The 12450-nt window shown below is 53.2% G+C and carries 7 protein-coding genes and 2 tRNA genes; 6 read left to right on the plus strand and 3 right to left on the minus strand.

Annotated features, from left to right (window positions below; translation table 11 throughout):
- The first annotated feature begins 49 nt into the window (after nt 1–49).
- Nucleotides 50–125, plus strand: a tRNA-Val gene (locus tag VOI14_RS10720).
- Nucleotides 126–241: 116 nt separating this feature from the next.
- On the opposite strand, the gene VOI14_RS10725 is transcribed toward VOI14_RS10720, so the two are convergent.
- A complete protein-coding gene (locus tag VOI14_RS10725) occupies nt 242–1648 on the minus strand; it encodes a 3-oxoacyl-ACP reductase (RefSeq protein WP_323752048.1) in 1407 nt (468 codons plus the stop codon).
- A gap of 178 nt (nt 1649–1826) precedes the next feature.
- Here VOI14_RS10725 and VOI14_RS10730 point away from each other — a divergent pair, with 178 nt between their 5' ends.
- Entirely contained in the window at nt 1827–3146 is a 1320-nt protein-coding gene (locus VOI14_RS10730) for an acetyl-CoA C-acetyltransferase (RefSeq protein WP_323752049.1), read from the plus strand.
- A 97-nt stretch (nt 3147–3243) separates the two neighbouring features.
- Nucleotides 3244–3320 (plus strand) — tRNA-Met (locus VOI14_RS10735).
- Nucleotides 3321–3443: 123 nt separating this feature from the next.
- Here VOI14_RS10735 and VOI14_RS10740 read toward each other — a convergent pair.
- Together VOI14_RS10740 and VOI14_RS10745 are read right to left on the minus strand one after the other, a co-directional pair.
- Nucleotides 3444–5870: an ATP-binding protein gene (locus VOI14_RS10740; RefSeq protein WP_323752140.1), complete on the minus strand. Its 2427-nt coding sequence runs from the start codon at nt 5868–5870 to the stop codon at nt 3444–3446.
- Nucleotides 5871–5896: 26 nt separating this feature from the next.
- Nucleotides 5897–6631, minus strand: a complete 735-nt coding sequence (locus VOI14_RS10745; protein ID WP_323752050.1) for a DNA-binding response regulator — start codon at nt 6629–6631, stop codon at nt 5897–5899.
- A 428-nt stretch (nt 6632–7059) separates the two neighbouring features.
- Between VOI14_RS10745 and VOI14_RS10750 the strand changes: the two genes are divergently transcribed.
- Genes VOI14_RS10750 through VOI14_RS10760 form a run of 3 tightly spaced genes read left to right on the plus strand, consistent with a single transcriptional unit; the run spans nt 7060 to nt 12443 of the window.
- Nucleotides 7060–8847 carry a TolC family outer membrane protein gene (locus VOI14_RS10750; RefSeq protein ID WP_323752051.1) on the plus strand — a complete coding sequence of 596 codons (1788 nt, stop codon included), beginning with the start codon at nt 7060–7062 and terminating at the stop codon, nt 8845–8847.
- 15 nt (nt 8848–8862) lie between these two features.
- The gene (locus tag VOI14_RS10755; protein WP_323752052.1) at nt 8863–10992 is read left to right on the plus strand and encodes a type I secretion system permease/ATPase; all 2130 of its coding nucleotides are present in this window, start codon (nt 8863–8865) and stop codon (nt 10990–10992) included.
- Entirely contained in the window at nt 10989–12443 is a 1455-nt protein-coding gene (locus VOI14_RS10760; protein WP_323752053.1) for an HlyD family type I secretion periplasmic adaptor subunit, read from the plus strand. Before VOI14_RS10755 ends, VOI14_RS10760 begins: the two co-directional genes overlap by 4 nt.
- The last annotated feature ends 7 nt before the right edge of the window (nt 12444–12450 follow it).

Genomic DNA, 12450 nt, shown 5'->3' on the forward strand with positions numbered 1-12450 from the left:
TCACGCCGGGGGTCGCGGGTTCGAGTCCCGTCCGCTCCGCCACTTTTTCGGGTGGTTAGCTCAGCTGGGAGAGCATCGCCCTTACAAGGCGAGGGTCACTGGTTCGATCCCAGTACCACCCACCAGACTTGAAAAAAGCAGATCCAATTGGATCTGCTTTTTTTTTTGCGTTCAGAAATTTTCCGCATACGAAAAAAACCGGGTGACCGTGATCGCCCGGCTTTGCTTTGTCTATCGAGCTTTATTTGCCAATCAACGACTGGCCACAAACCCGCACAACGTTACCGCTAACGCCAGCAGAGGCTGGGTTGCAATACCATGCGATGGCTTCTGCCACATCGATGGGCTGGCCACCCTGAGACAGGCTGTTCATGCGACGGCCAGCTTCACGGATGGTGAAGGGCATGGCGGCAGTCATTTGAGTTTCGATAAAGCCCGGCGCGATGGCGTTGATAGTGATGCCGTCCTTAAGTTGCTTGGACATGGCTTCAACGTATCCGATCACACCACTCTTGGCGCAGGAATAGTTGGTTTGGCCAAAGTTGCCAGCGATGCCGCTGATGGATGAGATGCACACAATGCGGCCGTTCTCGTTCAGCAGGCTGCGGTGTGTCAGTTCTTCATCAATGAGTTCTTCGGCAGTAAGGTTGACGGCAATGGTCATGTCCCAGAAGTGCTCGGGCATGTTGCCCAGCGTCTTGTCGCGGGTGATGCCGGCGTTGTGAATGACTAAGTCGACACCGCCTGTTTCTTTGGCAATGAAATCGGCTATCAGCTTGGGTGCTTTTTCGTCAGTGATATCACATGCCAGAGCTTTGCCTTTAATGGCGTCGGTCACCTGTTGCAGGTCTTCCAGTGCTTGCGGGATATCCAGGCCAATGACGGTGGCGCCATCACGAGAAAGGGTTTCGGCAATGGAGGCGCCGATACCACGAGAAGCGCCAGTCACTAGTGCAACCTTGCCCGCGAGCGGGGCTACCGGGTTAGTGGCTTTCGCCGTGTCAGCTTTTCCAATGCGAACGAACTGGCCCGACACGTAGGCCGAACGAGGCGACAAGAAGAAGCGCACGCTGGAATCCAGCTGGTTTTCAGCGTTGGGCGCCATCCAGATCAGGTTGGCCGTGGCGCCTTTTTTGCCGATTTCCTTGCCCATCGCCCGTACAAACCCTTCGAGCGATTGTTGCGCGGCGGCCTGAGGTGCTTTGCGGCAGGAATGTGGGTCTTGACCGATAACCAAAATGCGACCGTTAGCGGCTAATTTGCGGATAGTCGGGTGGAAAAAATCGTACAGAGCGCGCAGTTCTTGTGGGGTTTTCAGGCCGGTTGCGTCGAAAATTAGAGCAGAAAACTTGCCGTTTAGCTCGCCGGTTACGTCCAGGCCTTCTGCCTTGTTGCCCACTTTTGACGATTCTTCAAGTGTGGCCGGGCCCGTTGCGTGGAACAGATTGGCCGGGCTGGCGCCCAGTATTGCGCCCAGAGTGGATACGGCTTTGGCGCCTGAGCCAGCAGCAACCAACACGTCGCCTTCAATGTAGGGCTGGTCTACGCGCTTCAGTCGCTTCAATGGGTTGGGTGAAGGCAGGCCAAGTGACTGGGCCGCAGATTTACCAACAGGGGTGTTGACGAGCTTTAGGTAGAGGTCTGACATAGGTGGTTCCTGTTACGAGTTTGTTCATCGAATGGCTTAAAGGGTAAGGATTCTTCAGTCTATTGGATTGACTGAACCCAGTGTTGGTATTGTCAGACTTGCCAATGAGACAAGTCAGTTTATCGATAGACTTCAGCATAACGTCACACTATTCATCGTTACAAAAGGACACCTTGTTATGGCACAGGCCAAGAAAAGCTCCAAACCAAAAGCTGCAGCTGCAAATACGGGGATCCGCCGCGTTGCGGTGATTGGTGGTAATCGTACCCCGTTCGCTCGCTCTAACACGGCATACAGCAAAATCAGCAACCAAGAGCTGTTGACCTCCTGCTTGCGTGGTCTGGTGGATCGGTACGACCTGCAAGGTAAGCGATTAGGCGAGGTTGTTGCTGGCGCCGTTATCAAGCATTCGCGCGATTTCAACCTAACGCGTGAGGCGGTTCTCAGTTCTGGTTTGGCTCCGGAAACGTCTGCGTATGACGTCCAGCAGGCTTGTGGTACCGGTCTTGAGGCGGCCATTCTGGTTGCTAACAAGATTGCTCTGGGGCAAATCGAGTGTGGTATTGCGGGTGGAACAGACACCACCTCAGACGCGCCTATTGGTGTGGGTGAAGGCCTGCGCGAGATCCTGCTTGATCTCAACCGCGCCAAAACGGCCAAAGAACGACTGAAAATCCTGGCTCGTTTTCGCCCGAGCCACTTGGCTCCTGAAATTCCGACAAATGGTGAGCCGCGTACTGGCATGTCCATGGGTGACCACTGCCAGGTGACTGCGAAAGAGTGGAATATTGAGCGCGAAGATCAGGATCAGCTTGCTTATGAGAGCCATCACAAGCTAGCAAAAGCCTACGAAGAAGGCTTCTTTGATGATTTGCTGACACCGCTGGCTGGCTTGGAGAAGGACAATATTCTGCGTCCGGACACCTCGCTGCAGAAGCTGGCAACACTGAAGCCTTGCTTTGATCGCGAAAACGGCACCATGACAGCCGCTAACAGCACCGCTTTGACCGATGGTGCATCTTGTGTGCTGCTGGCCAGTGAAGAGTGGGCGAAAGAGAATGGTATGGAAGTCAAAGCATGGCTGACCTTCTCTGAAGTTGCTGCTGTTGATTTCGTCGACAAAAAAGAAGGTTTGCTGATGGCTCCCGCCTATGCCGTGCCGCGCATGCTGGAGCGGGCTGGCCTGACGCTTCAGGACTTCGATTTCTATGAAATCCACGAAGCCTTTGCCGCTCAGGTTCTATCAACGCTGAAGGCGTGGGAAGATCCTGTTTTCTGTAAAGAGCGCCTTGGGCTGGACAAGCCGCTGGGCAGCATCGATCGTTCGAAGATGAACGTCAAAGGCTCTAGCCTCGCGACCGGGCATCCGTTTGCGGCCACCGGTGGCCGTATTGTTTCTACTCTGGCCAAGTTGCTGGAAGAGAAGGGCAGTGGCCGAGGCTTAATTTCTATCTGTGCGGCAGGTGGTCAGGGTATTACGGCCATCCTGGAGCGCTAAGTTTAAGGAATGTTGTAAATTCCTTTGACACAAGACGTTTTGCCCCGTATTATTCGCGCCACGTTGATCAGGGCGACCTGGTTCACAAAAAGTTTGATGCGGGGTGGAGCAGTCTGGTAGCTCGTCGGGCTCATAACCCGAAGGTCGTAGGTTCGAATCCTGCCCCCGCTACCATATAAGAGAAAGGCAGATCAGTAATTTACTGGTCTGCCTTTTTTGCTTTCTGGGTTTTGGAATTCCTCTGTGCCCATTGCTTATTGGGGGATAGTCAGCGCCGAGCAGTTGTTGGTATCGGTATTACTCTAGTAGTGGCACTTTGCAGAGTTCCGATACTGTCATGCGCAGTTCCTGCAGGTCGACGGGTTTTGATAGATACGCATCGAAGCGCTCGGCGTGGCCGTCTTCGGGCCGCGAGGTGCTGTTTAGCGAGCCTGAGAGCAAAATGACGGGTACGCTTCGCCATTTGGAGCGTACTGCGTGGAGCACTTTTGCGCCCGAGGCACCTGGCAGGCGATAGTCGGTAATAACAACGTCCGGTCCATCGTTATTGCGAGCAACGGTTTCTGAAAAAGCTTCCGCCGTCGTGAACAGTTTCACCTCAAAGCCCAGCTCAGTGAATTCGTTGTTTAGCAACTCGTTGATTGAAGGGGAATCCTCCACAATCCAGGCTTTCTGCCCATTAGCATCAAATGCGGGCAATAGGTCATGTATGGTTGCAAGAGAGGGAGCCGCGAGCTGTTCATCGCCCACTATGCAGGGAATCGTGCAGGTGGCCGTGGTGCCGACACCTAGCTCACTTTCCAGTTCTAAAGTGCCCCCAAGATTTTCTGCAAGCTCAAAACAGATCGGCAAGCCCAAACCGGCGCCGGGGTTGCTCTCAGAACTTTGGTAAAATGGAGTGTAGATTTTCTTTAGGTCGTCGGCTGATATGCCGCGCCCCGTGTCGCTTACACAGAAGCTGAGGGACTGCTCCGGCCCCGAGGAATACTCCGCTGCAATGGATAAAGAAAAATTGCCTTCGCTGGTGTATTTCGCGGCATTATCCAGAAGATTGAGCAGAATACGCTGTAATTGTTTGCTGCGGCAGCGAATGACCGTTGGAAGGTCAGTTTCGATTATCAGTTGGAATCGGTTGTTTTGCTTGCTGGCAATAATGTGGGCGTGGTTTACCAGATTGTCGATAAAGGCAATGAGGTAGATGTCTTCTATTTCCTCCTCATCGACAGTGATGTCCCGCGCGTAATTAACCAAGCCGTCTATCAGCTCTTTCATATAAAGCGCCCGGTCCTGGATAACCTGATTTGCTTTGTGGCCATCGACCGCACCCGCTGACTGGAGTTGAACGTAGCCCAAGATAGCGGTTAATGGCGACCTTAAATCGTGTGTTACTTGTCCAAGAAAGTTCACTTTTGCCTTGCTGGCTTTGCGGGCGGTTTCGAGAGCGGTGTTGAGGTCTTCGGTGCGGTCCTTGACCGCTTGCTCAAGAGCTTGTCGATGGTGTAATCGTTGAGTACTTAATGCTTGGGCTGCAGCTTTTAGTTGGTGCTTTTGCTGCCAGCTATAGGTGAGTATCAAAGCCAGGGCAACGAGAATCTCAACATAAATTCGTGCGGCGGTGAAGGCAGAGGTGTAATAGAAGTTAAACGTATAGCCTAGCAACAGGAATGAGGAAACACCCCAGTATGTCGTGAGGAGGACTATTATCGTGGTTTGTCCGAAACGCTGAACACGTATTGCTGGCAGTACCATGAACAGCCAGCTGACCGCGTATACACTAGCGACCCCAATCCCCAGATTACGGATGCTGCCCCCATCCAATATGAAGCTGAGCCACGGTATGGCGAGCATTGGAATGGCGCAGAGCGCCAAGAATGCGCGCCAGCCACGGTGGCCACTTAGCCCTAGCAAGAACGCCGATGTCATCAGGAACATGTATTCCGTGAGTATCCACGCAGAGACTCTTAGGTTAGGTGAATAGTCGGCGAGAAAACTGAACAAGTAATTGCTGAAAAAGCCGTCCTTCTCTGTCTCAAAAACAAGCGCAACCAGTAGCCATAATCCTGCAATCAAAAGCCTGATATCAAACTGCAGCACTAAAACTACGAGTAAGGTTAAAATGCCTGAAAGCAGCGCAACCTGAAGTATGCGGTTGTCACTGATAAGTTGAGTGTAAGCTTCGGGTGCCCAGTTCTTTACGCTTATAAAGGGTAGGCTGTCGCTGGAAACCTTCAGAAGCAGCAGTTGAGATTCCCCGGCGTTAAGTTGTACGGGGATGATGGTTTTCCCGTTTCCAACTGTTCGCCCCTCCAACGGTACTGATAAACCGGTGGTTTTCTGCTGGAGGATATTGCCAGTGGACGGGTTTAGAAAGTACGCGTCCACCCGGTTCATTCGCCAGGGCTCCAGGACGAGCCAGCGAACCAGCGCTTGGTCACTACGATTTTGTAGAGGGGCCTTGAGCCAGATTGTGGTGCGCTGGCGCGGGGACTTTAGTGTGTTTTTCTGGGGTTGAACCCAGTCGGGAAATGCTAGAGCTTGGCTGAGACTTTGAATGTTTTCGTGCCCTGGAATTGCCAGCACTGAATCTATTAGTTCTTGGTTGTTCGCTGTTTCAGACAACACGATAGGTGTGTTGAGAACTGTCGGGGAGTTGGCAGATGTGGCCGATGACAGAGCTAAAAGTAATGAAGCGATAACCGCAGCGGCTATCGCTTTCCAGCGCATAGAGTTCAAAAATAACGTCCTTGTTATCAGCTGTGTTGCTGGCGAAATTCCCTGGGGGTTAGCCCGTACCGTTCCTTGAATGCAGTTGAAAAGTTACCGCTGTCTGTATAGCCAACCTGATGCGAAATATCCTGTATGGCGAGATGTGTCTTTTTCAGCAACCCCTTGGCTTCCTTCATGCGTTCTTCCCTGAGGTACTCGTATACCGTGGTGCCTGAACAAGCCTTGAACGCCGCGTTCAAGTGTTTGCTGTTTGTTCCTGTTAGCTTTTCCAGCTCCTTCATTGACGGAGTGGAAGACAGCGATTTTAGCAAGTACGTGCGCGCTGAATGAAACACAATCGTATGTCGGTGGCTTGTGGTGGTTGCGGGCACCTTTTGCTTTGCAGTGTTGGGCTGTGGCTGTGATTTATGCCTCAGGTGTATAGCTAGTCGCAGTTTAACTTCGTTAAAGTCAAAAGGCTTGTTGATGTAATCAACGGCACCCGCAAGCAATCCTCGAACACGTTGCTCTGGGGCCGTCATGCCAGAGATAAAAATAACTGGAATGTGATACGTCCTGGGATCCTGAGTAAGTATCTTACAGGCATCAAGGCCATTGCAGCGAGGCATCTCCGAATCCATCAAGATGATGTCGGGCTGAAAAGCGCGCGCTTTCTCAATGCCCTCGAGGCCATCCCGCCCATAGATTAGAGTACAACCTTGTCGTTGGAGATAAGCGGAAAGTAGCATGCGCTCAGCTTCTTCATCGTCGACAATCAAAATGCGCCTGCGTTGCAGTGTGTCCATTTACGTCCTTTTGAATGGTTGTCGCTAGAATCTGCGGATGCCAACGTCAATGGCTGTCTAGCCACCGATAGTATGTAATGCGGGGCACCTGCAATCAACTGCTCCAGGTGTGGCCGGTTATCAGAACAAGCCGAGATGTTTGATCGCAAAAAGTAAAAAAGTTCCTCTGCACACAGGTTTTGGCGTGCCGACAAAGGTTTTCATCTCTTTGATACATAAGGTATGGTTTTTCTGAACTTAACCACTCGTTGCTTTGGGCTGGGCTTTTTCAGGCTCAGGTGTGCGCCGAGCTGCCGTTGTGTGCATGCCGCCACCCAGTCTCTGCCCGATATCCCACAAAGCCAGCGTATTGATCCACCCGTCTCAGGCTTCACGCCTGTGTTGGTTGCCTTGAGGATATTATGGCTAGAATTCCCTCTCTCGCAGGTTTTGCTCTTGCGGCTTCTTTAAGTTATTCATCAACGCTTGCAGCAGCATCAACGTCGGAAGACGATTTGTTGAGCGTTGTGAAAGAAACACTGGATACCAGTCCAGAGTTGCAGATTCGTTTAAATGCTTTTCAGGCCTCGACCCACGACAGGCGGGAAGCCTTTGGCGGATATCTGCCTTCGCTCGATCTGAGTGCTTCGGCTGGCATGGGCGATCGTGAGTTCGATGATCGAGGCAGCTATAACCGTAATTATGCTGAAGTGTCACTCACACAAATGCTGTTTGACGGGTTTCGGGTGCGAAATGCCGTAGCCAGGGCGGAGCACACCAGTCGCGCCCGTTACTACGAGCTGTTGGACGAAGCGGAAACCAAAGCGCTCGAAGCCAGTGAGGTTTATCTGAGTGTTCTACGGCATCGGGAACTGGTTGCCCTTGCTCAGAAAAACGTAGCCAATCATCAACGTGTTCAGCGCCACGTTAGTAATCGTGCCAGCCAGGGTGTAAGTAATCGGGCCGATTTAAAACAGATCGACGGACGTTTGTCTCTTGCTCGTTCTAATTTGATGACTGAAATTGCCAACCTGCAGAGCGTAACCGCTCGCTTTCAGCGCTTGGTCGGGCGGTTCCCGGCTGAAGAGTTGAGCCCCTTTGAAGTGCAGTCACAGGCAGTACCGGAGGAGTTGTGGCAGGTTCTTACCACGGTATACGCCAATAACCCTGCGCTGTTCGCAGCATTTGAGGAAATTCAGGCTTCTGAAGCTTCTTTTGGGGAAGCAAAGGCCGGCCGTTACCCGACGCTCGAATTTGGTGCCCGTCACGGGATCTATAAAAACAACAACAGTTTCGACAAGCGGACAGACCCACAGTCGTACGGGGATGACACTGTTATTGAATTGCGTGCGCGCTATAACTTGTACCGCGGCGGAAGTGATAGCGCATCAGAGCGTGCGGCAGAGCGCCGGATTAGCCAAGCGGAAAGCATGCGGGACAAAGCCTGTGTTGATCTAAGGCAGACTGCAACCATTGCCCATGGTGATGTGCTTAATCTGCAGGTGAAACTGGAATCCCTTGCATCCCATCGCGAGAAAGCTGAGGGGGTGCTTGCCGCTTACCGTGAACAGTTCGATATCGGCCGTCGCTCTTTGCTGGATGTGCTCGATTCAGAAAATGAGTTCTTCCAAGCTGAGCGAGCTTATATCAATGGCTCCTACGATCTCGAAATCAATCGCTTACAAACCCTGCACAGCATGGGGCGGCTGCTGGATACCTTGAGTGTAAACAGCGAAGAGCTGCCAGATCTGGGCGATATCAACCGTTCCGTGCACCCGGGCTCCAGCCGTTACTGCACAATCCCGGATGAGGGTGCCAGAAGCTTTGACCGTTTCCTGAAAACAGCGGATACCGAAGAAATTCTGAACTTTGGCAGCGACACCTTGTTTGATGTCGGCAGCGCCGAGTTCAAACCCGATGCGATGGCTCGCCTGCAACAGTTTGCGCGCAGATTGCTGGAGCGTGACACGGTTAAATCCATCAACATTGTTGGCCATACCGACAGTACCGGTAGCGACGCGCTGAACCGCGAGCTGTCTTTGGCCCGTGCGATTGCTGTACGTGATGCGTTAATCGATAGTGGCGTCGATGACACTGTGATGCTGGTTTCGGGCGCGGGTTCTTATCAGCCGAATGCAACGAACGATACCGCTGAAGGGAGAGCCCTGAACCGCCGTGTTGAGGTGCGCGTCACCCATACCAGAAGATGAGTTTGAAACGCTGATATGGATCAGATGAATGACCCCTTAAGCGCTTGCCTGTTATGGCTTGCCGCTGAAAATGGCACCACGACCAGCCATGATGCGCTGGTTGCTGGGCTGCCATTGGTCGACGGCCGTTTGTCGCCTTCGGTATTTGCCCGCGCAGCGGAGCGGGTTGATATGAAGGTGAAGCTGGCGCGGCAGCCCTTGGAACGCCTGAACAGCCTGTTGCTTCCCTGTGTTGTTTTGCTGGAGGGGAATCGAGCTTGTGTGCTGGAAAACATCGATCTTCATGCGCAGACCGTGCAAGTTCGGTTGCCTGATGTGGATATGGAAACTCAGCAGTTGGAACTAGCCAGGCTCAAGGAAAGCTACACGGGCATCGCACTCTACTGTCGGCCGGATTTTCGGCTGGATCAACGTAAAACAGGTGCAGGCTCTGCCGTTGATAAAGGCCACTGGTTCTGGAGTGTAATCAAGGCAAACCGGCCGGTGTACAGGGATATCCTGATCGCCGCCTTTTTTATCAATTTGTTCGCCTTGACCATGCCCCTGTTCGTAATGAATGTTTACGACAGGGTAGTGCCGAACCATGCTACGGACACCCTGTGGGTGCTTGCGCTTGGCGCGCTGATTATCATTTGTGCCGATCTTGCCTTGCGCTTGCTGCGCAGCTGGTTTGTTGAACTGGCGGCAAGTCGTGCGGATATCACTCTATCTGCCCGCATTATGGAGCGGATTCTGGGAACCCGGCTTGAGCAAGCGCCTCTCTCTGTGGGCTCGTTTGCGGCCAATGTTCAGTCGTTCGAATCTGTTCGATCCTTCATCGGCTCCATGACGGTGACTGCGCTCATCGACCTGCCGTTTTTCCTTTTGTTTGTGGTCATCATCGCCCTGATCTCTCCGGTGATGGTGATTCCTGTATTGCTCGGCGCAGCAATCATCATCCTGTACGCACTGTCGGTGCAGGCAACCATGCACCAGCTATCGGAAACCATGAGCCAGGCAAGTGCCCAGCGCAATTCCGGATTGGTGGAGAGCCTTGTGGCTGCGCCTACACTAAAAAGCTTTAACGCCAGCAGCCGTATGCAGAGCGCCTGGGAGCAATCGACTCGATTTTTGTCTGGCTGCTCTGGCAAACAGCGCATGCTCGGTATGTCTGTCGGGGCAGGGGCGTCCTGGATTCAGCAGGTTGTGTCGGTGGTGATGATTATCACGGGTGTGTACCTGGTTATTAACGGTGACATGAGTCAAGGCGGGTTGATTGCGGCTTATATGTTGTCGTCTCGTGCCATGGCGCCCGTGTCGCAAACTGCCTCTCTACTCACCCAGTATCACCAGGCGGCCACGGCCATGACCGCCGTTGAACAGATTATGGATGCCGAGCAGGATCGTCAGCCCGACAAACAGCTGATCAGCCGAGGCAAGCTGCGCGGCGAAATTGAGCTGCGTGATGTGTCATTCCAGTACCCGGGCGAAGAGCGTGAGGCCTTGAAAGGAGTTTCGCTGCGCATACGGGCTGGCGAACGCGTGGGCATTCTTGGCCGAGTGGGCTCAGGCAAGAGTACCCTGGAAAAACTCATACTCGGTTTGTATCGACCAACCTCTGGAACATTGTTGGTGGATGGCGTGAATATCGGCCAGATTGACCCCGCCGAGTTACGCCGCAACATTGGCTATATTCCGCAAGATGTTCAGTTACTCAGCGGCACGGTGTACGACAATGTCACTCTGGGTATAGAACACCCCAGCAACGAACGCCTCATACAGGCCATCAATGTATCCGGCCTGAAAGGTTTGGTGGGTGATCATGCCGATGGTTTGTCTATGCAGGTAGGGGAGGCGGGCAATCGCTTGTCAGGCGGACAGCGTCAGACCATCGCTGTGGCCCGCGCCGTGATGGCAGACAGCAGTATTTTGCTGCTGGATGAACCCACCAGTGCGATGGATAGCACTCTGGAGAATCATGTCAGTAAAGGCTTGAACCAGTTTGGCCAAGGTAAAACCGTATTACTGATAACCCACCGTACCAGTTTGCTTGATCTGGTAGACCGTCTGATTGTTATGGATGGCGGGAAGATCGTGGCGGATGGCCCGAAACAAAGCGTGCTCCAGGCGCTTCAGCAAGGAAGCATTCAGCGGGAGGTGCAATGAGCGACAACCCGAAGCTAGCAGAAACAACTGCCCAAAAGCAGATTGAGCAACAGGCGTTTGAGCGTTTGAGCAAGGCTGATGCCGTTGGAGCCCGGGGCAAAGGCTTGATTGACCGCTTGTTCCGGCCGTTTTTCTCTGCCTTCCGCAACAATTCACGGCACTGGCCTGCGGATGCAGATCAGGCCATGGAGCAGCACAGCACCCTTCGTGCCCGAAGCCTGCTATACGGCATTGCGCTGACGTTTATTGTTTTGATTATCTGGGCGGCGTATGCGTCCGTAGATGAAGTGACCCGTGGAGAGGGAAAGGTCATTCCATCTCGGCAGCTTCAGGTTGTGCAGTCCGCAGATGGCGGTGTCATTGAAAAGGTATTTGTGGAAGAAGGCGCCACCGTCAGCAAAGGCGACCTGTTGGTGCGGATAGACCCAACCCGTTTTGTCGCCAGCTTTCAGGAGGGTAGCGTGCGGGCATTTGCGCTGGCTGCAAAGGTTAAGCGGCTACAGGCGCTGATCCATAGCGAGCCTCTCAAACTGAATTACAGCGAGGCAGTAACGCCCGTGCAGGAGCAGGTGTTAAGCCAGGAGGAGGGCTATTACAAAGCCAGTCTGGAAGAACTGGATGAACGGTTATCGGTGGCCCGTGAACAGATTGCCCAACGGCAGCAGGAACTAAGCGAAGCCCAAGCGCGGGTGTCGACGGCCGTGCAGTCCTACCGTATGTCGACGCAAGAGTTACAGGCAACCCAGCCTTTGCTGGCATCTGGCGCAGTTTCGGAAATAGAAATCTTGCGTTTACAGCGCGATCAGGCCGCAGCTGATGGTGAGCGCCTGCAGGCTGCTGCCCGTGTTCGGCAAGCAGAGGCCAGTATTCAGGAAGCGGAATCCAGGCTGCGAGAGGTTGAGTCTTCCACGCGTAACCAATGGCGGGCGGAACTCAGTGAAGCAAGTTCGCAGCTAAACAGCTTGAACAAGAGTGTTGCCGGGTTGGCAGACAAGGTAAAGCTCTCGGAAATTCGCTCGCCAGTAAATGGCACGGTTCAACGTGTGCTTCTGAACACGATCGGCGGAGTGGTGCAGCCAGGGAATGCCGTTGTTGAAATTGTTCCCACCGATGATCGCTTGCTGGTTGAGGCTAAAATCGCACCCAAAGACATTGCCTTTCTGCGTCCTGGGTTGCCGGCAACCATCAAGCTGCATGCCTACGACTTTGCAATCTATGGCGGAATTTCTGCGACCATCGAGCATATTAGCGCCGATACCATAACGGATGATCGCGACAACACTTTTTACCTTGTGCGAGCCATCACCACTGAAAAAGACTCGGCACAACACTTATCTGTAATCCCGGGCATGACCGCACAGCTGGACATCATGACCGGCAAAAAAAGTATTTTGTCTTACATACTCAAGCCATTATTGCGCGCCAAAGCTAACGCTTTGAGCGAGCGCTGAAGTAACC

The sequence above is a fragment of the Marinobacter sp. genome, assembly GCF_034669625.1.
GTDB lineage: Bacteria > Pseudomonadota > Gammaproteobacteria > Pseudomonadales > Oleiphilaceae > Marinobacter.

What these genes read in the sequence shown, in the direction of transcription:
- VOI14_RS10725 (WP_323752048.1), bottom strand. Translation starts at nt 1,648, where the DNA reads ATGTCAGACCTCTACCTAAAGCTCGTCAACACCCCTGTTGGTAAATCT.
- VOI14_RS10730 (WP_323752049.1), top strand. Translation starts at nt 1,827, where the DNA reads ATGGCACAGGCCAAGAAAAGCTCCAAACCAAAAGCTGCAGCTGCAAAT.
- VOI14_RS10740 (WP_323752140.1), bottom strand. Translation starts at nt 5,870, where the DNA reads ATGCGCTGGAAAGCGATAGCCGCTGCGGTTATCGCTTCATTACTTTTA.
- VOI14_RS10750 (WP_323752051.1), top strand. Translation starts at nt 7,060, where the DNA reads ATGGCTAGAATTCCCTCTCTCGCAGGTTTTGCTCTTGCGGCTTCTTTA.
- VOI14_RS10755 (WP_323752052.1), top strand. Translation starts at nt 8,863, where the DNA reads ATGGATCAGATGAATGACCCCTTAAGCGCTTGCCTGTTATGGCTTGCC.
- VOI14_RS10760 (WP_323752053.1), top strand. Translation starts at nt 10,989, where the DNA reads ATGAGCGACAACCCGAAGCTAGCAGAAACAACTGCCCAAAAGCAGATT.